This is a genomic window from Pseudomonas sp. 18058 (assembly GCF_902706155.1).
Classification (GTDB): Bacteria; Pseudomonadota; Gammaproteobacteria; order Pseudomonadales; family Pseudomonadaceae; genus Aquipseudomonas; species Aquipseudomonas rustica.
Window position 1 is genome coordinate 119,096 of sequence record NZ_CACSJY010000002.1, and the last position, 19,372, is coordinate 138,467.

Annotated in this window: 15 protein-coding genes; 9 read left to right on the top strand and 6 right to left on the bottom strand. The window is 58.8% G+C overall.

The genetic code is table 11. From position 1 onward, the window contains the following. The first annotated feature begins 36 nt into the window (after nucleotides 1-36). Complete coding sequence (locus tag GVL50_RS01745) at nucleotides 37-798, top strand: TenA family transcriptional regulator (RefSeq protein WP_371925881.1); 762 nt, start codon at nucleotides 37-39, stop codon at nucleotides 796-798. A 139-nt stretch (nucleotides 799-937) separates the two neighbouring features. Here GVL50_RS01745 and GVL50_RS01750 read toward each other — a convergent pair whose 3' ends face one another. The 5 genes from GVL50_RS01750 to GVL50_RS01770 form a co-directional block, all read right to left on the bottom strand. Further along, nucleotides 938-1,864, bottom strand: a complete 927-nt coding sequence (locus tag GVL50_RS01750) for a GGDEF domain-containing protein (RefSeq protein ID WP_053122473.1) — start codon at nucleotides 1,862-1,864, stop codon at nucleotides 938-940. A 360-nt stretch (nucleotides 1,865-2,224) separates the two neighbouring features. Continuing rightward, the gene (locus GVL50_RS01755) at nucleotides 2,225-2,965 is read right to left on the bottom strand and encodes a YciK family oxidoreductase (protein WP_053122471.1); all 741 of its coding nucleotides are present in this window, start codon (nucleotides 2,963-2,965) and stop codon (nucleotides 2,225-2,227) included. Nucleotides 2,966-3,073: 108 nt separating this feature from the next. Further along, a complete protein-coding gene (mupP, locus tag GVL50_RS01760; protein ID WP_038364376.1) occupies nucleotides 3,074-3,745 on the bottom strand; it encodes an N-acetylmuramic acid 6-phosphate phosphatase MupP in 672 nt (223 codons plus the stop codon). Between the two features lie 4 nt (nucleotides 3,746-3,749). Next, complete coding sequence (gene ubiG, locus GVL50_RS01765) at nucleotides 3,750-4,448, bottom strand: bifunctional 2-polyprenyl-6-hydroxyphenol methylase/3-demethylubiquinol 3-O-methyltransferase UbiG (protein WP_008079776.1); 699 nt, start codon at nucleotides 4,446-4,448, stop codon at nucleotides 3,750-3,752. A 56-nt stretch (nucleotides 4,449-4,504) separates the two neighbouring features. Further along, nucleotides 4,505-5,839 carry a TRZ/ATZ family hydrolase gene (locus GVL50_RS01770; RefSeq protein WP_159811534.1) on the bottom strand — a complete coding sequence of 445 codons (1,335 nt, stop codon included), beginning with the start codon at nucleotides 5,837-5,839 and terminating at the stop codon, nucleotides 4,505-4,507. A 108-nt stretch (nucleotides 5,840-5,947) separates the two neighbouring features. Between GVL50_RS01770 and mtnA the strand changes: the two genes are divergently transcribed. The 8 genes from mtnA (at nucleotide 5,948) to rpsA (ending at nucleotide 18,491) form a co-directional block, all read left to right on the top strand. Further along, on the top strand, nucleotides 5,948-7,024 hold the full coding sequence (gene mtnA, locus GVL50_RS01775) for an S-methyl-5-thioribose-1-phosphate isomerase (protein ID WP_159811535.1): 1,077 nt from the start codon (nucleotides 5,948-5,950) through the stop codon (nucleotides 7,022-7,024). A 433-nt stretch (nucleotides 7,025-7,457) separates the two neighbouring features. Continuing rightward, nucleotides 7,458-10,232, top strand: coding sequence for a DNA gyrase subunit A (gene gyrA / locus GVL50_RS01780; RefSeq protein ID WP_053122466.1), 2,775 nt, complete (start codon nucleotides 7,458-7,460; stop codon nucleotides 10,230-10,232). Nucleotides 10,233-10,461: 229 nt separating this feature from the next. Then, nucleotides 10,462-11,547 (top strand): 3-phosphoserine/phosphohydroxythreonine transaminase, encoded by a 1,086-nt coding sequence (gene serC, locus GVL50_RS01785; protein ID WP_053122464.1) that lies wholly within the window; start codon nucleotides 10,462-10,464, stop codon nucleotides 11,545-11,547. Further along, entirely contained in the window at nucleotides 11,547-12,641 is a 1,095-nt protein-coding gene (gene pheA / locus GVL50_RS01790; RefSeq protein ID WP_007908404.1) for a prephenate dehydratase, read from the top strand. Before serC ends, pheA begins: the two co-directional genes overlap by 1 nt. 13 nt (nucleotides 12,642-12,654) lie before the next feature. Then, a complete protein-coding gene (gene hisC, locus GVL50_RS01795) occupies nucleotides 12,655-13,767 on the top strand; it encodes a histidinol-phosphate transaminase (protein ID WP_159811536.1) in 1,113 nt (370 codons plus the stop codon). A gap of 28 nt (nucleotides 13,768-13,795) precedes the next feature. Beyond that, nucleotides 13,796-16,003 (top strand): bifunctional prephenate dehydrogenase/3-phosphoshikimate 1-carboxyvinyltransferase, encoded by a 2,208-nt coding sequence (locus tag GVL50_RS01800; RefSeq protein ID WP_256671800.1) that lies wholly within the window; start codon nucleotides 13,796-13,798, stop codon nucleotides 16,001-16,003. Next, a complete protein-coding gene (gene cmk / locus GVL50_RS01805; protein WP_159811537.1) occupies nucleotides 16,000-16,689 on the top strand; it encodes a (d)CMP kinase in 690 nt (229 codons plus the stop codon). Before GVL50_RS01800 ends, cmk begins: the two co-directional genes overlap by 4 nt. Nucleotides 16,690-16,808: 119 nt before the next feature. Beyond that, nucleotides 16,809-18,491, top strand: coding sequence for a 30S ribosomal protein S1 (gene rpsA, locus GVL50_RS01810; protein WP_053122458.1), 1,683 nt, complete (start codon nucleotides 16,809-16,811; stop codon nucleotides 18,489-18,491). A 286-nt stretch (nucleotides 18,492-18,777) separates the two neighbouring features. Here rpsA and GVL50_RS01815 read toward each other — a convergent pair whose 3' ends face one another. After that, entirely contained in the window at nucleotides 18,778-19,344 is a 567-nt protein-coding gene (locus GVL50_RS01815; protein WP_256671802.1) for a GtrA family protein, read from the bottom strand. Nucleotides 19,345-19,372: the final 28 nt, after the last annotated feature.

Genomic DNA, 19,372 nt, shown 5'->3' on the forward strand with positions numbered 1-19,372 from the left:
ACAGTGATCGACACATTCAACCGAACCGGACCACTCATGGAAGCTGCAAGTTATCCTGCCTGGGCACAACAGCTCATTGAGGATTGCAGCGAGAGCAAGCGCCGGGTTGTCGAACATGAGTTATATCTGCGCATGCGTGATAACAAGCTCAGCGCAAAAACCATGCGTCAGTACCTTGTCGGGGGCTGGCCCGTAGTTGAGCAGTTCGCGCTGTACATGGCGCAGAACCTGACCAAAACCAAGTTCGCCCGCCACCCGGGTGAAGACATGGCGCGGCGCTGGTTGATGCGCAATATCCGCGTCGAACTCAACCACGCCGATTATTGGGTGCACTGGAGTCGCGCGCACGGTGTCAGTCTCGAAGACCTGCAAGCACAGCAAGTGCCGCCGGAACTGCATGCCTTGAGTCATTGGTGCTGGCACACCAGTTCCGCCGATTCGCTGATCGTGGCCATTGCCGCCACTAACTATGCAATTGAAGGCGCAACGGGTGAGTGGTCAGCGGTGGTGTGCTCCACGGGCGTTTACGCCGCCGCGTTCCCGGAAGAGGATCGCAAGCGCGCGATGAAGTGGCTGAAGATGCATGCGCAGTACGATGATGCGCATCCATGGGAAGCGCTGGAGATCATCTGCACGCTGGCGGGGATGAACCCGAGCAAGGCCTTGCAGACCGAGCTGCGTCAGGCGGTGTGCAAGAGCTACGACTATATGTACCTGTTCCTCGAACGGTGCATGCAACTGGAAACGTCCGAGCGATTGCTGGTAAGCCGTGAGCGCAGGGCTGTAGTCGAGAGCTGATTCCGGCTAACACCGCGTAAAAAAATGTAGGAGTGAGCCTGCTCGCGATTGCGGACTGTCAGTCAAGATCATTGTTGAATGTCAGATCGCATCGCGAGCAGGCTCGCTCCTACATTTGATTTGGGTGTGTCCGGAGGGCTTAACCCGCCATTGCCAAACGGTTACGACCTTCGCGCTTGGCCACATACAGCGCACTGTCCGCGCGGCGCAACAGGCTCTCCGCCGATTCCCCCGGCAGCAGCGTCGAGCAGCCCAGACTCACCGTCAACTCGATCAACTGGCCATCCGCGTAATACTCGGCAGCCTGCGCCGCATAACGCAGTCGCTCGCCAACCATCGCCGCCGCCTCGCGGCTGGTGTTCGACAGCAGAATCAAAAACTCTTCACCGCCATAGCGAAAGACCATGTCGACGTTGCGCAACTGACCCTTGATCGACGCCGCCACGGCTTTGAGCACGTCATCACCGGCGCTGTGCCCATGGCTGTCGTTGACGCGTTTGAAGTGGTCGATATCCAGCATCAACACAGACAGTGGCTGCCCGTGCCGGCGCGACATGTCGATCTCGCGTTGCAAGGTCTGCTCCATGGCAATGCGGTTGCCGGCGCCGGTCAGCGGATCTCGCAGAGCACTTTGCGTCGCGGCGCGGTAGAGCAGGGCGTTGCGCATCGGATACAGCAGCGACGACAGCAGTGATTCGAGGTTGCCCTGATCCTGTTCGTTGAAACGCTGATTGCGGCGGAACACCAGTTCGCCCATGTGCTCGCCTTCGTGGCTCAAGCTGTAGCTGACCGAATGGTGACCGCGAGCGCCGAACTCCAGCCGCAGGTCGCTGCCCTGATGCACGTAACTCAAGGCGTCCAGCGGCACGAGGCGTTGAACCTCACGGAAAAACAGCCCGAGGATACGTTGCGGTTCAAGACTGGTTTGCAGTTGCAGGCTCAGTTGCTGGCGCAGCTGCGCAAGACTGGTCGGTCGCTCCAGCAAGGGAGGCAGTTGACCGAAGCCCAGGCGTTGCAATTTGGCGCTGTCGAAGTCAATTGCATTGGTCTGGGAGGGTGATTTCATATGGCGTGAACCCTTAGCAGTAAGTCTGTCTTACAGGCTGGGTGAGAGCGGCTATGGGCTGCGCGTCATACTGATCCATCAGTCCCGTAGGACGTTTGGCGTAAGTTTAGTCTGCCTGATGACGATTAGTAAGCTATCGAAATCGGCCTCGCCCCATTGCCTTCACGCGGCTTGCTTTGAGGAAAATTAGAGCGAAAGTCGTGCCATTCGGTTCATATTTGTTAAAACCGTTTTTATTCAATGGCTTGCGAGCTTGCGGGGAAAATTAGCGCTGGATAATTGACTAAATTGTGACGGCCGCGAGCGGCAAATGTTGGCCGCGACGGGAATCCGCCGCGGCAACAAAGCCGACGTATGGCACTACTGAGCGTTGAAAGCCTGGCCGTTGATGCCGGTGCTGTCCGGGCCCATCAGATACAGATAGACCGGCATGATCTCCTCTGGCGTCGGGTTGTTCAGCGGGTTTTCCCCCGGATACGCCTGAGCACGCATGCTGGTGCGAGTGGCGCCGGGGTTGATGCTGTTGGAGCGCACCGGCGCCACGGTTTCGACTTCATCGGCGAGGGTTTGCATCAAACCTTCAGTGGCGAACTTCGACACGCCGTAAGCACCCCAGTAAGCACGGCCCTTGCGGCCAACGCTGCTGGAGGTGAACACCACCGAAGCATCCTGCGACAGCTTGAGCAGCGGCAGCAGGGTGCTGGTCAGCATGAACATGGCGTTGACGTTGATCTGCATGACGCGCATGAAATTTTCGCCGGACAACTGCTCGATCGGCGTGCGCGGGCCGATGATCGAGGCGTTGTGCAGCAGGCCGTCGAGGTGGCCGAATTCAGCTTCGATCATCGCTGCCAGTTCATCGTACTGATGGGGCAGGGCGGTTTCGAGGTTGAACGGAATCACCGCCGGCTGCGGATGGCCCGCCGCTTCGATGTCGTCGTAGACCTGCGTCAGATTGGCTTCGGTCTTGCCCAGCAGCAACACGGTCGCGCCGTGAGCGGCGTAGGTTTTCGCCGCAGCCGCGCCAATGCCACGCCCGGCGCCGGTGACCAGAATGACCCGATCCTTGAGCAATTCGGGACGAGCGGAGTAATCAAACATAAAAACCTCACAATCCATTAATAGCTAAAAGATCGCAGCCTGCGGCAGCTCCTACAGGGCAGTAAATATCTGTAGGAGCTGCCGCAGGCTGCGATCTTTTGACCTTGATCAGCAGCTGCAGAGCGCGCTATCGAGCACCTTGCGCAACTCCGACGGATGATCCACCACCACGTCCGCGCCCCAATGCCGCGGGTTGTCGTCTGGATGGATGTAGCCAAACGTCACCGCCGCGGTTTTCGTACCGGCGTCGCGCCCCGATTCGATGTCGCGCAGATCATCACCCACAAACAAAACCGTCGATGGATCCAGATCAAGCATCTTGCACGCGAGGATCAATGGCTCTGGATCCGGCTTGCTGTTTTTCACGTGATCCGGGCAGATCAGTAGCGCCGAACGTTCGGCCAGCCCCAACTGCTGCATGATCGGCTCGGCAAAGCGCAGCGGCTTGTTGGTCACCACGCCCCAGATCAGGTTGGCCTTTTCGATGTCGGCGAGCAATTCGCCCATGCCGTCGAACAGCTTGCTGTGCACCGCGCAGCCGACCAGATAGCGCTCAAGGAACTCAAGGCGCAATTCCTCGAAGCCCGGCGATTCCGGATCCATCGAGAACGTCACCGCGACCATGGCTTTGGCGCCGCCGGAAATCTCGTCGCGAATGTGCTTATCGTTGATCGGCGGCAGGCCGCGATCGGCGCGCATTGCCTGGCAGATGGCGATGAAGTCCGGCGCCGTGTCGAGCAGGGTGCCGTCCATGTCGAAGAGAACCGCTCTGATGGCCATCGGCTTACTCCTCGCGCAGGGTCTGGATCATGTAGTTGACGTCAACGTCGCTGGCCAGTTTGTAGTGCTTGGTCAGCGGGTTGTAGGTCAGTCCGATGATGTCCTTGACGGTCAGGCCAGCCATACGGCTCCAGGCGCCGAGCTCGGACGGGCGAATGAATTTCTTGAAGTCGTGAGTGCCGCGCGGCAGCAACTTCATGATGTATTCAGCGCCGACGATGGCGAACAGGTACGCCTTCGGGTTGCGGTTGATGGTCGAGAAGAACACTTGGCCGCCCGGTTTGACCATGCGGAAGCAGGCACGGATTACCGAGGATGGATCCGGCACGTGCTCGAGCATCTCAAGGCAGGTGACGACGTCGAACTGCTCAGGCATTTCTTCTGCGAGGTCTTCGGCAGTGATCTGGCGGTATTCGACGTTGACGCCGGATTCCAGCTGATGCAGTTGCGCGACCGCCAGCGGCGCTTCGCCCATGTCGATGCCCATCACCGTGGCGCCACGCTGGGCCATGGCTTCGCTGAGGATGCCGCCGCCACAACCGACGTCGAGGACTTTCTTGCCGGCCAGATTGACCCGCTCGTCGATCCAGTTGACGCGCAGCGGGTTGATGTCGTGCAGCGGTTTGAATTCGCTTTCACGATCCCACCAGCGATGGGCCAGGGCTTCGAATTTGGCGATTTCGGCGTGGTCGACGTTGCTCATGTTAAATCCTCTAAAACTTGAAAAAGGCTGTAGCCCCGGTTTGTGTTCCGGGGTTTTTACGATTCTTTGTGGCCGCTGATGCGCTGGCCCCAGGCCCGGGCGGTGGCGCCCAGTTGTGCTTCGTCCAGTCGCGTCAGGCGGCGGTCGTCGAGCAGTTGTTTGCCGGCGACCCACAGATGTTTCACGCAGTCGCGGCCGGTGGCGTATATAAGCTGCGACACCGGGTCATACACCGGTTGCTGGGCCAGACCGGACAGATCGAAAGCGACGATGTCGGCGGCTTTGCCGATTTCCAGCGAGCCGACTTGCGCTTCGATGCCCAGCGCGCGTGCGCCGTTCAAAGTGGCCATGCGCAGCGCACGATGGGCGTCCAGCGCGGTGGCGGAACCTGCGACGGCTTTCGCCAGCAGCGCTGCGGTGCGGGTTTCGCCGAGCAAATCCAGATCATTGTTGCTCGCCGCGCCATCGGTGCCGACCGCAACGTTCACCCCAGCCTGCCACAAACGCTCGACCGGGCAGAAGCCGCTGGCCAGTTTGAGGTTGGATTCCGGGCAATGAATCACGCTGGTGTTGCTTTCTACCAGCAACGCCAGGTCATCATCGCTGATCTGGGTCATGTGCACGGCCTGGAAACGCGGGCCGAGCAAGCCGAGGCGGCCGAGGCGAGCGAGCGGGCGTTCGCCGAGCTTCTCCAATGACTGCTGAACTTCAAATGCGGTTTCGTGCACATGCATATGAATCGATGCATCGAGCTCCTCGGCAATCACGCGGATTTTTTCCAGATTCTCGTCGCCGACGGTGTACGGTGCATGAGGGCCGAAGGTGATCTTGATGCGTTCGTGATGCTTCAAGTCGCCGAACAACTCGACGCCCTGACGAATGGCTTCATCGGCACTGCTCGCGCCCGGGATCGGGAAATCGAGGATTGGAATGGCGATTTGCGCGCGAATGCCGCTGTTGTGCACGCGCTCGCTGGCGACTTTCGGGAAGAAGTACATGTCCGAGAAGCAGGTGATGCCACCTTTGATCTGCTCGGCGATGGCCAGATCAGTGCCGTCGCGGACGAAATCTTCATCGACCCATTTCGCTTCGGCCGGCCAGATGTGGTTTTCCAGCCAGGTCATCAGCGGCAGATCATCGGCCAGGCCGCGGAACAGCGTCATCGCCGCGTGACCGTGCGCATTGATCAGGCCGGGGGCGAGCAGCACATCCGGCAATTCACGGACTTCGCTGGCGTTACACTTCAATGCTTCGGCGCGCGGGCCGATAAACACAATGCGACCGTCGCGGATGCCCAAGCCATGCTCCTTGAGCACAACGCCTGCAGGTTCGACGGGTACCAGCCAGGTCGGCAGCAATAATAAGTCGAGCGCAATGGCAGGTTTCGGCATCGAGGGTCGGTTCCAGTGCTTTTGTAAAGGATGGCGAAGTATACCCGAGCGTCTTCGCGGGGGGATCGCTATAATCGGCGGCTTTTGTTCATGAGTGCGGGGTGTGGGATGCGCGATCGACTGTTGGCTGCGGAGAAAGTGAAGGCCATCGATTGGCGAGACGGCGCGCTGCACCTGCTGGATCAGCGTATTTTGCCGTTTGAAGAAACGTGGATTGCCTACACCAGCGCCGCCGGCGTGGCCGAGGCGATTCGCTCGATGGTGGTGCGTGGCGCGCCGGCCATCGGCATCAGTGCGGCCTATGGCATCGTGCTCGCTGCGCGCGCGCGGATCGCTGAAGGTGGCGACTGGTACGCGGCGCTGGAAGAGGATTTCGCCTTGCTGGCTGATTCCCGTCCGACCGCAGTCAATCTGTTCTGGGCGCTGGGTCGTATGCATGATCGACTGGATCGCCTGAAAGAAAACGCCGATCCGCTGGCGGCGCTGGAAGCTGAGGCGATCGCCATTCATGAAAGCGATCGCGAAGCCAACCTGACCATGGCGCAGCTCGGCGTCGACCTGATCCGCAAGCATCAAGGCAATGCTCAGGCGATTCTGACCCACTGCAACACCGGCGCGCTGGCGACGGGCGGTTTCGGTACCGCGCTGGGTGTGATTCGCGCAGCCTTTATTGAAGGCATGGTCGAGCGCGTTTACGCCGACGAAACCCGTCCGTGGCTGCAAGGCTCGCGTTTGACCGCGTGGGAACTGGCCAACGAAGGCATTCCAGTGACCCTGAACGCCGACTCCGCTGCTGCACACATCATGAAAACCAAAGGTGTGACCTGGGTGATCGTGGGCGCCGACCGCATCACTGCCAATGGTGACGTGGCGAACAAGATCGGCACCTATCAACTGGCGGTTAACGCCATGCACCACGGTGTGCGTTTCATGGTGGTGGCGCCGAGTTCGACCATCGACATGAGCCTGGCCAGCGGCGACGACATCCCGATCGAAGAGCGCGATGGCGCCGAGTTGCTGGAAGTCGGCGGCAAGCGCGTCGGTGCCGACGTTGAAGCGTTCAACCCGGTGTTTGACGTGACGCCGGCGGATCTGATCGACGCGATCGTCACCGAGAAAGGCATCGTCGAGCGCCCGGATACCGCGAAAATGGCCCAGCTGATGTGCCGCAAACGCCTGCATTGATGCGGTGACACTCAATGTAGGAGCTGCCGAAGGCTGCGAACTTTTGACTTTGTTTTTAGAAGACAAAGTCAAAAGATCGCAGCCTTCGGCAGCTCCTACAGGTGCGCGCACCCCAAAAAGTCAATAAACATCGTTAAACCGAACCCCATTTCTGCATTCAAAGAAGCTCTAAGCCTCTCTCGTCCCCGTTAAGCCTGTCACCGGTCAACTAACTATGCTCCATGCGCATCTGGGGGATAGGTGCGTGGCGGCCTTTGTGATAACATCCGGCGTTTTCCGAGGCAGCTTCACGAAGCTGTCTTTACTGCGCAAATCCACGCTCCAATGTTGATTTGTCGTAAGTCGGCGCATGGCACTCGGCCGGCCCCGACGAGCTTCGTTGGTCCCATATGGATATGACGAAGTTTCACCAGAAAAAGGAATCAGGCTTCTCATGGGCGAACTGGCCAAAGAAATCCTCCCGGTCAATATCGAAGACGAGCTGAAGCAGTCCTACCTCGACTACGCGATGAGCGTAATCGTCGGCCGTGCACTGCCGGATGCGCGCGATGGCCTCAAGCCCGTGCACCGTCGCGTACTGTTCGCGATGAGCGAGCTGGGTAACGACTACAACAAGCCGTACAAGAAATCTGCCCGTGTTGTCGGCGACGTGATCGGTAAGTATCACCCGCACGGTGATACCGCGGTGTACGACACCATCGTTCGTATGGCCCAGCCTTTCTCCCTGCGCTACCTGCTGGTAGACGGTCAGGGCAACTTCGGTTCGGTCGACGGCGACAACGCTGCGGCGATGCGATACACCGAAGTGCGCATGACCAAGCTGGCGCACGAGCTGCTGGCTGACCTGCACAAAGAAACCGTGGACTGGGTGCCGAACTACGACGGCACCGAAATGATCCCGGCGGTCATGCCGACCCGTATCCCCAACCTGCTGGTCAACGGCTCCAGCGGTATCGCCGTGGGCATGGCGACCAACATCCCGCCGCACAACCTCGGTGAAGTCATCGACGGTTGCCTGGCGCTCATCGACAACCCTGAGCTGACCGTCGATGAGCTGATGCAATACATCCCCGGTCCGGACTTCCCGACCGCCGCGATCATCAACGGTCGCGCCGGTATCATCGAAGCCTACCGCACCGGTCGCGGGCGTATTTACATGCGCGCTCGTTCGATCATTGAAGACATCGACAAGGTCGGTGGCCGTCAGCAGATCGTTATCACCGAACTCCCTTACCAGTTGAACAAGGCGCGTCTGATCGAGAAGATCGCCGAGCTGGTTAAAGAGAAGAAGCTGGAAGGCATCACCGAACTGCGCGACGAGTCCGACAAGGACGGTATGCGCGTCGTGATCGAACTGCGTCGCGGCGAAGTGCCTGAGGTGATCCTCAACAACCTCTACGCCCAGACCCAACTGCAATCGGTGTTCGGCATCAACATCGTTGCGCTGATCGACGGCCGCCCACGCATCCTGAACCTCAAGGATCTGCTGGAAGCCTTCGTCCGTCACCGTCGCGAAGTGGTTACCCGTCGTACTGTGTTCGAACTGCGCAAAGCGCGCGAGCGTGGTCACATCCTCGAAGGTCAGGCCGTTGCCCTGTCGAACATCGACCCGGTTATCGCCCTGATCAAAGCGTCGCCGACCCCGTCGGAAGCTAAAGAAGCGCTGATCAGCACGCCGTGGGAATCCTCGGCCGTGGTCGCGATGGTTGAACGTGCCGGTGCCGATTCGTGCCGTCCGGAAAACCTCGATCCGCAATACGGTCTGCGCGAAGGCAAATACTTCCTGTCGCCAGAACAGGCGCAAGCCATTCTGGAGCTGCGTCTGCACCGTCTGACCGGTCTGGAACACGAAAAACTGCTGGCCGAGTATCAAGAGATCCTTAACCAGATCGGCGAGCTGATCCGCATCCTCAACAGCGCTGTGCGCCTGATGGAAGTGATCCGCGAAGAGCTGGAAGTGATTCGTGCCGAATACGGCGACGTGCGCCGCACCGAAATTCTCGATGCCCGTCTCGATCTGACCCTGGGTGACATGATCCCGGAAGAAGAGCGCGTTGTGACCATCTCCCACGGTGGCTACGCCAAGACCCAGCCATTGGCTGCGTACCAGGCTCAGCGTCGTGGCGGCAAAGGCAAATCGGCGACCGGCGTCAAGGATGAGGACTACATCGCTCACCTGCTGGTTGCCAACAGCCACACCACGCTGCTGCTGTTCTCCAGCAAAGGCAAGGTGTACTGGCTCAAGACCTACGAAATCCCGGAAGCGTCCCGCGCTGCCCGTGGTCGTCCGCTGGTCAACCTTCTGCCATTGAGCGAAGGCGAATACATCACCACCATGCTGCCGGTCGATCTCGAAGCCATGAAGCGTCAGGCTGAAGAAGAAGAGGCTGAAGGCGTTGAGGTTGATGTAGAGGAAATCGAAAACAGCAACGAGACCGACGAAGAACGTCGTGCCCGTATCAAGGCTGCTGATCGTAAAAAAGCGCCGTTCATCTTTATGTCGACCGCCAACGGTACGGTCAAGAAGACGCCGCTGGTGGCCTTCAGCCGTCAGCGCAGCGTTGGTCTGATCGCGCTGGAGCTGGACGAAGGCGACATCCTGATCTCTGCAGCTGTCACCGACGGCGAGCAGGAAATCATGCTGTTCTCCGACGGCGGCAAAGTTACGCGCTTCAAGGAATCCGAAGTTCGCGCCATGGGCCGTACCGCCCGCGGTGTGCGTGGCATGCGTCTGCCAGAAGGGCAGAAGCTGATCTCCATGCTGATTCCAGAAGAAGGCAGCGAAATTCTCACTGCTTCGGCGCGCGGCTACGGCAAGCGTACGGCGATCACCGAGTTCCCTGAGTACAAGCGTGGCGGTCAGGGCGTTATCGCCATGGTCAGCAACGAGCGTAACGGCCGTCTGGTCGGTGCGGTTCAGGTGCAGGACGGTGAAGAGATCATGCTGATCTCCGATCAGGGCACCCTGGTGCGTACCCGCGTCGACGAAGTGTCGAGCCTGGGCCGTAACACCCAAGGTGTAACGCTGATCAAACTGGCCAAGGATGAAACCCTGGTCGGTCTGGAGCGGGTTCAGGAACCTTCGGAAGTCGAAGGCGAAGAGCTTGAAGGGGAAGAGGGCGAGGAATTCGAAGGCACTGTCGTAAACGACGATGCCGGTGAAGACCAGCAACTCGACGCCGCAGCAGACGAAGAACCGCAAGAATAAGCGGACAAGCAAGGGGGCGGATGAGAATTCGCCCCCTTGTTATTTGTCCTGTTTGAAAATTTGCAACACTGTACGGGATCGTTCCCACGCTCTGCGTGGGAATGCCGCTCGGGACGCTCCGCGTCCCATGACGCAGAGCGTCATTGGATGCATCCCCACGCAGAGCATGGGAACGATCATCCGCAGACCAAAAGATTTAAGTGACCACCAAATCAGAGCGAGATTGGATGTGAGCAAGCGAGCCTATAACTTCTGCGCCGGTCCTGCGGCGCTTCCTGAAGCTGTCCTGCAGCGCGCCCAAGGTGAACTCCTTGATTGGCACGGCAAGGGTCTGTCGGTCATGGAAATGAGCCATCGCAGCGATGAGTTCGTGTCCATTGCCACCCAGGCCGAGCAGGATCTGCGTGACCTGCTGAATATCCCGTCGAACTACAAAGTGCTGTTTCTGCAAGGTGGCGCCAGCCAGCAATTCGCGCAGATTCCACTGAACCTGCTGCCTGAAGGCGGTTCTGCCGACTATATCGACACCGGTATCTGGTCGCAGAAAGCCATCGAAGAAGCCTCGCGATACGGCCACGTCAACGTCGCCGCCACCGCCAAGCCTTACGACTATTTCGCCATCCCGGGCCAGAACGAGTGGAACCTGTCGAAAGACGCCGCTTACGTTCACTACGCACCGAACGAAACCATCGGCGGTCTGGAATTTCAGTGGATCCCGGAAGTCGGTGACGTGCCGCTGGTGGCTGACATGTCTTCCGACATTCTGTCGCGTCCTGTCGATATCTCGCGTTTCGGCATGATCTACGCCGGCGCCCAGAAAAACATCGGCCCGAGCGGCATCGTCGTCAACATCATCCGCGAAGACCTGCTCGGCAAGGCGCGCGCATTGTGCCCGACCATGCTCGACTACAAAGTCGCCGCAGATAACGGCTCGATGTACAACACCCCGCCGACCCTGGCCTGGTACCTGTCCGGTCTGGTGTTCCAGTGGCTGAAAGAGCAGGGCGGCGTTGACGCGATCGCCAAACTCAACGACGTCAAACAGCGCACGCTGTACGACTTCATCGACGCCAGCGGCCTCTACAGCAACCCGATCAACAAATCGGATCGCTCGTGGATGAACGTGCCATTCCGTCTGGCCGATGATCGTCTGGACAAGCCGTTCCTGGTCGGTGCCGAAGCGCGCGGTCTGCTCAACCTCAAGGGCCACCGCTCCGTGGGTGGTATGCGCGCCTCCATCTATAACGCTGTCGACATCACTGCGGTCAACGCGCTGGTGGCGTACATGGCTGAATTCGAGAAGGAACACGGCTGATGTCCGAGCAAGAACTCAAGGCACTGCGCGTTCGCATTGACGCTCTGGACACCAAAGTCATGGAGCTGATCAGTGAGCGTGCGCGTTGCGCCCAGGAAGTCGCGCGAGTAAAGATGGCCTCGCTGGCCGAAGGCGAAGTGCCGGTGTTCTATCGTCCTGAGCGCGAAGCTCAGGTGCTCAAGCGTGTGATGGAGCGCAATCAGGGGCCGCTGGGCAACGAAGAGATGGCGCGGTTGTTCCGTGAAATCATGTCGTCGTGCCTGGCGCTCGAGCAGCCGCTGAAAGTGGCTTACCTCGGCCCTGAAGGCACCTTCACCCAAGCGGCGGCCATGAAGCACTTCGGCCACGCGGTGATCAGCAAGCCGATGGCGGCGATCGACGAAGTGTTCCGTGAAGTCGCCGCCGGTGCGGTGAATTTTGGCGTGGTGCCGGTGGAGAACTCCACCGAAGGCGCGGTCAATCACACGCTGGACAGCTTTCTCGAACACGACATGGTCATCTGTGGCGAAGTCGAGCTGCGCATTCACCATCACCTGTTGGTCGGTGAAAACACCAAGACCGACAGCATCAGCCGCATCTATTCCCACGCACAGTCGCTGGCCCAGTGCCGCAAGTGGCTGGACGCGCATTACCCGAATGTCGAACGCGTCGCGGTGTCGAGCAACGCTGAAGCCGCCAAGCGGGTTAAAGGTGAGTGGAATTCGGCGGCGATTGCCGGTGACATGGCGGCCGGTCTGTATGGCCTGACGCGTCTGGCCGAGAAGATCGAAGACCGTCCGGACAACTCGACGCGCTTCCTGATGATCGGTAACCAGGAAGTGCCGCCGACCGGCGACGACAAGACTTCGATCATTGTGTCCATGAGTAACAAGCCCGGCGCGCTCCACGAGCTGCTGGTGCCGTTCCACGACAACGGGATCGACCTGACCCGCATCGAAACCCGTCCATCGCGCAGCGGTAAATGGACCTACGTGTTCTTCATCGACTTCGTCGGCCACCACCGTGATCCGTTGATCAAAGGTGTGCTGGAAAAGATCAGTCAGGAAGCAGTAGCACTCAAAGTGCTGGGTTCCTACCCGAAAGCGGTTCTCTAAGGGGTGGTAGCAAATGAGTGGCAACTTCCTCGCTCTGGCACAGCCGGGCGTGCAACAACTTTCGCCGTACGTTCCGGGCAAGCCTGTGGACGAACTGGCGCGCGAGCTGGATCTGGATCCGGCAAAAATCGTCAAACTGGCGAGCAACGAAAACCCGCTGGGCGCCAGTCCGAAAGCCTTGGCGGCGATCCGCGAAGAGCTGGACGAGCTGACCCGTTATCCGGACGGCAACGGTTTCGCGCTGAAATCCCTGCTGGCCGAGCAATGCCGTGTCGAGCTGAACCAGGTCACCTTGGGCAACGGTTCCAACGACATTCTTGAGCTGGTCGCGCGCGCCTATCTGGCGCCGGGCCTGAATGCGGTGTTCAGTGAGCACGCTTTCGCTGTGTACCCAATTGCCACTCAGGCGGTCGGCGCGCAAGCCAAAGTGGTGCCGGCCAAGGATTGGGGGCATGACCTGCCTGCGATGCTCGCGGCTATCGACGCCAACACCCGCGTGGTGTTCATCGCCAACCCGAACAATCCGACCGGCACCTGGTTCGGCGCTGAGGCGCTGGACGAGTTCCTGCAGGATGTTCCGGAGCATGTGCTGGTGGTGCTCGACGAGGCTTACATCGAATACGCCGAAAGCAGTGATTTGCCGGACGGTCTGGATTTCCTCGCCGCGTATCCGAACCTGCTGGTGTCGCGCACCTTCTCCAAAGCCTATGGTCTGGCGGCGTTGCGCGTCGGCTACGGCCTGTCGACTCCGGTTGTTGCTGACGTGCTGAACCGCGTTCGCCAGCCATTCAACGTCAACAGCCTCGCTTTGGCGGCAGCCTGCGCAGCGTTGAAGGACGAGGAATATCTGGCGCAAAGCCGCCAGCTCAACGAATCGGGCATGCAGCAGCTGCAGGCCGGTTTCCGTGAGCTGGGTCTGAACTGGATCGAGTCGAAAGGCAATTTCATCTGCGTCGATCTCGCACAAGTTGCAGCCCCGGTATTCCAGGGTTTGCTGCGCGAAGGGGTGATCGTGCGGCCGGTGGCCAACTATGGCATGCCGAATCACCTGCGAGTGACCATCGGTCTGCCGGCGGAAAACAGCCGCTTCCTCGAAGCGCTGCGCAAGGTTCTGGCTCGTGGGTGATGTCACTGCAATGCAATCTGCTGCACCTATGATCGGTCGCCTTGTGGTGGTCGGTCTGGGGTTGATCGGTGGTTCGTTTGCCAAAGGCTTGCGTGAAAGCGGCGTATGCCGTGAAGTGGTCGGGGTCGATCTCGATCCGCAATCGCGCAAGCTCGCGGTCGAGTTGGGTGTGGTCGATCGTTGTGAAGATGACTTGGCGGCTGCATGCCAAGGCGCTGACGTGATTCAACTGGCGGTGCCGATTCTGGCGATGGAAAAAGTGCTCGCGCGTCTGGCGAGCATGGATCTCGGGCAGGCGATTCTGACCGACGTCGGCAGCGCCAAAGGCAATGTGGTGCGCGCGGCAACCGAAGCGTTTGGCGCGATGCCGCCGCGTTTCGTGCCGGGCCATCCGATTGCCGGTTCTGAGCAGAGCGGGGTGGAAGCCTCCAATGCCGAGCTGTTCCGTCGTCACAAAGTGATTCTCACGCCGCTCGAGCAAACCGATCCGGCCGCATTGGCTGTGGTTGATCGTCTGTGGCGCGAATTGGGCGCCGACGTCGAGCACATGCAGGTCGAGCGTCACGATGAAGTGCTGGCCGCGACCAGTCATCTGCCACACTTGCTGGCTTTCGGTCTGGTCGATTCGTTGGCCAAGCGCAATGAAAACCTTGAGATCTTCCGTTACGCTGCCGGTGGTTTTCGCGATTTCACAAGAATCGCCGGAAGCGACCCGGTGATGTGGCACGACATCTTCCTCGCTAACCGCGAGGCTGTTCTGCGCACACTCGATACATTTCGCAGCGACCTCGACGCCTTGCGCGACGCGGTCGATGCAGGGGATGGGCACCAATTGTTGGGCGTCTTTACGCGCGCCCGGGTTGCCCGCGAGCATTTCAGTAAAATCCTGGCCCGCAGGGCCTATGTGGACGCTATGAATTCCAACGATCTGATCTTCCTGGCTCAACCTGGTGGCCGCCTGTCCGGTCGGATTCGCGTACCGGGCGACAAATCCATTTCCCACCGTTCGATCATGCTCGGTTCGCTGGCCGAAGGCGTCACCGAAGTCGAAGGCTTCCTTGAGGGCGAAGACGCCCTGGCGACCTTGCAGGCGTTCCGCGACATGGGCGTGGTCATCGAAGGCCCGCACCACGGCCGCGTGACCATCCACGGTGTCGGCCTGCACGGTCTGAAACCGGCGCCGGGCCCGATCTATCTGGGCAACTCCGGTACCTCGATGCGTCTGCTCTCCGGCCTGTTGGCCGCGCAGAACTTCGACAGCGTTTTGACCGGCGATGCCTCGCTGTCCAAGCGTCCGATGAATCGCGTGGCCAATCCACTGCGTGAAATGGGCGCCGTGATTGAAACTGCTGCTGAAGGTCGTCCACCGATGACTATTCGTGGCGGTCACAAGCTCAAAGGTCTGACCTACACCATGCCGATGGCCAGTGCTCAGGTGAAGTCCTGCCTGCTGCTCGCCGGTCTGTACGCTGAAGGCAAGACCACTGTGACCGAGCCCGCTCCGACTCGCGACCACACCGAGCGCATGCTGCGCGGCTTCGGCTACCCGGTCAGCGTTGAAGGCGCTACGGCTTCGGTTGAATCCGGCGGCAAACTGACGGCGACCCACATTGAAGTCCCGGGCGACATCTCGTCGTCGGCGTTCTTCCTTGTGGCGGCCTCGATTGCTGAAGGTTCGGAGCTGGTGCTTGAGCACGTCGGCATCAACCCGACCCGTACTGGCGTTATCGACATCCTGCGCCTGATGGGTGCTGACATCACTCTGGAAAACCAGCGTGAAGTCGGCGGTGAGCCTGTGGCTGACCTGCGCGTGCGGGCAGCTAAACTCAAAGGCATCGAGATTCCGGAAGAACTGGTTCCACTGGCGATCGACGAATTCCCGGTGCTGTTTGTCGCTGCGGCCTGTGCCGAAGGGCGCACCGTACTGACCGGCGCCGAAGAACTGCGGGTCAAGGAATCCGATCGTATCCAGGTCATGGCGGACGGTTTGCTGGCGCTGGGCGTCAAGTGCGAACCGACCCCGGACGGCATCATCATCGACGGCGGCCAGATCGGCGGCGGCGAAGTGCATGGTCACGGCGATCATCGTATTGCCATGGCTTTCAGCGTGGCCTCGCTGCGCGCCACTGCACCGATCCGCATCCATGATTGCGCCAACGTCGCGACATCGTTCCCGAACTTCCTCGCGCTGTGCGGGCAGGTCGGTATTCGTGTGGCACAAGAGGCTCAGTCGTGAACAACATTGCACCGGTCATCACCATTGATGGGCCAAGCGGCTCGGGCAAAGGCACCGTAGCCGGGATTCTGGCCAAGCGTCTGGGCTGGAACCTGCTGGATTCCGGTGCGCTGTACCGTTTGCTGGCATTTGCTGCGCACAACCATGGTGTTGATCTGACTAATGAAGAGCTGCTGAAGAAACTCGCCGCTCATCTGGATGTTCAGTTTATTGCGGCGACCGACGGTCAGTTGCAGCGCATCATTCTGGAAGGTGATGAAGTCAGCGATGTCATCCGCACTGAAAGCGTCGGTTCCGGCGCCTCTCAAGTGGCGGCATTGCCGGCCGTGCGCGAGGCGCTGCTGCAGCGCCAGCGGGCTTTCCAGGAAGCGCCGGGCCTTGTCGCGGATGGTCGCGACATGGGCACCGTGGTTTTTCCAAGCGCGCCGCTGAAGATTTTTCTGACCGCCAGTGCCGAGGAGAGAGCGCGCCGTCGATATTTGCAGTTGAAGGGCAAAGTCGAGGGTGTTAGTCTGTCGAGTCTGCTAGATGAGATCCGTGCACGCGACGAGCGTGACACCCAGCGAGCGGTAGCCCCGCTTAAGCCGGCGGCTGACGCCATACAGCTGGATTCCACGGAGTTGTCCATCGATCAGGTGCTTGAACGCATCATGAGCGAGATCGCCATTCGCGATATCGCCGGGTGACCAAGAAGGCCACAGGGGACCAGTCATAGTCCTGCGGCGCTTCTTCTATATGAAACTAACCCACACCGTCTGGGGTGTGGAGATGGGCGTATCCTTCGCCCTCATTTACAGGAATTAAAATGAGCGAAAGCTTTGCGGAACTCTTTGAAGAAAGCCTAAAAACCCTGAACCTTCAGGCAGGCTCCATCATCACCGGTGTTATCGTTGATATCGATTACCAAGCTCGCTGGGTAACCGTTCACGCTGGCCTGAAGTCTGAAGCACTCATCCCGCTTGAGCAGTTCTACAACGACGCTGGCGATCTGACTATCAATGTCGGTGACGAAGTTCACGTTGCTCTGGACTCGGTTGAAGACGGTTTCGGTGAAACCAAGCTGTCCCGTGAAAAAGCCAAGCGCGCTGAGTGCTGGATCGTTCTGGAAGCAGCCTTCGCAGCTGAGGAAGTGGTCAAGGGCGTTATCAACGGTAAGGTTAAAGGCGGCTTCACTGTCGACGTTAACGGCATCCGTGCGTTCCTGCCAGGTTCCCTGGTTGACGTCCGTCCAGTGCGCGACACCACGCACCTGGAAGGCAAAGAGCTGGAATTCAAGGTCATCAAGCTGGACCAGAAGCGCAACAACGTTGTCGTTTCCCGTCGCAGCGTCCTGGAAGCCGAGAACTCCGCCGAGCGTGAAGCTCTGCTGGAATCCTTGCAGGAAGGCCAGCAAGTCAAAGGTATCGTCAAAAACCTCACCGATTACGGCGCATTCGTCGATCTGGGTGGCGTGGACGGCCTGCTGCACATCACCGACATGGCCTGGAAGCGCATCAAGCATCCTTCCGAGATCGTCAACGTTGGTGACGAAATCGACGTTAAGGTTCTGAAATACGATCGCGAACGCAACCGTGTTTCCCTGGGCCTGAAGCAACTGGGCGAAGATCCATGGGTTGCTATCAAAGCCCGTTACCCAGAAAGCACTCGCGTTACCGCTCGTGTAACCAACCTGACCGACTACGGCTGCTTCGCTGAGCTGGAAGAAGGCGTTGAAGGTCTGGTGCACGTTTCGGAAATGGACTGGACCAACAAGAACATCCACCCTTCGAAAGTCGTACAAGTCGGCGACGAAGTGGAAGTTATGGTTCTGGACATCGACGAAGAGCGTCGTCGTATCTCCCTGGGCATCAAGCAGTGCAAATCTAACCCATGGGAAGATTTCTCTGGCCAGTTCAACAAGGGCGATAAAATCTCCGGCACCATCAAGTCGATCACCGATTTCGGTATCTTCATTGGTCTGGACGGCGGCATCGACGGTCTGGTTCACCTGTCCGACATCTCCTGGAACGAAGTTGGCGAAGAAGCTGTTCGTCGTTTCAAGAAGGGCGACGAGCTGGACACCGTTATCCTGTCGGTTGATCCAGAGCGCGAGCGCATCTCCCTGGGTATCAAGCAACTGGAAAGCGATCCGTTCTCCGAGTACGTTCAAGAGAACGACAAAGGCGCCATCGTTAAAGGCACTGTGAAAGAAGTTGACGCCAAAGGCGCCATCATCGTTCTGGCCGACGATATCGAAGCGACTCTGAAAGCCTCCGAAATCAGCCGTGACCGCGTTGAAGACGCGCGCAACGTTCTGAAAGAAGGCCAGGAAGTAGAAGCCAAGATCATCAGCGTTGATCGCAAGAGCCGCGTAATCCAGCTCTCCATCAAGTCGAAAGACGATGCTGAAGAGAAAGAAGCTATCCAAAGCCTGAAGGCTGAAGAAGCTCCTACTGGCGACACCACCATGGCGGCACTGCTGCGCCAGGCAATGGCCAAACAGAACTAAGTTCTGCTTGATCATTAAAAAGGGCGACTTCGGTCGCCCTTTTTTTGTGCCTGTCATTCCGCGCTGAATGTGGTTTTCGCCTCCCAAGGTTAGTTATTGGGGTGTGTACAGGCTCGCATTGGTTGATGTGGCGCATCAGTTATCGTGTTTAAGGGCGGGGTGATTGTCTTGCTGAGGCGTGGGCTCTGTGCTTGCCCAGGCTGAGAGGGGTAAGCACAGTGTCGTGATGTTCGGTAGTGCGCGGTCTGCAGTGTGAGATTGAATCGGTGGGGTCTGGCTTAAATCGTTACAGCGCGGATGGACTTTTTTTGTTGAAAATGGCCACTTTACTGATCCAGTAATTCATAAGTAGGCACGCTACATCGGCCATGAACTTGGCAAGAGCTGATGGTGCGACGAGCGTGAGTAGTACGCTAAATAGTCCTGTGTTGATCGGAATGTTGATAGCGACCAGAGAGAAATAGCTGATTGCCTGTTTTTTACCGGTTGTTTCTGTCGATTGAAACGTGAAGTGCCGGTGCAGGAAGTAGCCGAAAACCGCAGAGACAAGCTTGCTGCAAATATTTGCAAAAATATGTTGGCCTTCGAGGAGGTAGCTAAGAAGGAGAAATGTGCCCATGTCCAAAGCGTAAGCTAAGAATGTCACGCCGAGATATCTTGCAAATGTCAAGTTTGTTTCCTTTTCAAGTCGAAAATGTACGGGTGAATTCTCAATCTTTCCCGGGTTGTTGTGATGGCAATCTGTTTGCTCTCGCGGTTCGACAGTATATCTGATGTAACTCACTGCTCGGGATTGGCGGGTGATCGGCGGTTTGATGGCGGAACGTTGCGGTGAGGTTTTTTGATGACTCATCAGTGCTGCATTGGAGGTTCAGGATACA

Bases quoted from the DNA above. Each gene is read 5' to 3' on its own strand.
- GVL50_RS01745 (WP_371925881.1), top strand. From the start codon at position 37: ATGGAAGCTGCAAGTTATCCTGCCTGGGCACAACAGCTCATTGAGGAT.
- GVL50_RS01750 (WP_053122473.1), bottom strand. From the start codon at position 1,864: ATGAAATCACCCTCCCAGACCAATGCAATTGACTTCGACAGCGCCAAA.
- GVL50_RS01755 (WP_053122471.1), bottom strand. From the start codon at position 2,965: ATGTTTGATTACTCCGCTCGTCCCGAATTGCTCAAGGATCGGGTCATT.
- mupP (WP_038364376.1), bottom strand. From the start codon at position 3,745: ATGGCCATCAGAGCGGTTCTCTTCGACATGGACGGCACCCTGCTCGAC.
- ubiG (WP_008079776.1), bottom strand. From the start codon at position 4,448: ATGAGCAACGTCGACCACGCCGAAATCGCCAAATTCGAAGCCCTGGCC.
- GVL50_RS01770 (WP_159811534.1), bottom strand. From the start codon at position 5,839: ATGCCGAAACCTGCCATTGCGCTCGACTTATTATTGCTGCCGACCTGG.
- mtnA (WP_159811535.1), top strand. From the start codon at position 5,948: ATGCGCGATCGACTGTTGGCTGCGGAGAAAGTGAAGGCCATCGATTGG.
- gyrA (WP_053122466.1), top strand. From the start codon at position 7,458: ATGGGCGAACTGGCCAAAGAAATCCTCCCGGTCAATATCGAAGACGAG.
- pheA (WP_007908404.1), top strand. From the start codon at position 11,547: ATGTCCGAGCAAGAACTCAAGGCACTGCGCGTTCGCATTGACGCTCTG.
- hisC (WP_159811536.1), top strand. From the start codon at position 12,655: ATGAGTGGCAACTTCCTCGCTCTGGCACAGCCGGGCGTGCAACAACTT.
- GVL50_RS01800 (WP_256671800.1), top strand. From the start codon at position 13,796: ATGATCGGTCGCCTTGTGGTGGTCGGTCTGGGGTTGATCGGTGGTTCG.
- rpsA (WP_053122458.1), top strand. From the start codon at position 16,809: ATGAGCGAAAGCTTTGCGGAACTCTTTGAAGAAAGCCTAAAAACCCTG.
- GVL50_RS01815 (WP_256671802.1), bottom strand. From the start codon at position 19,344: ATGAGTCATCAAAAAACCTCACCGCAACGTTCCGCCATCAAACCGCCG.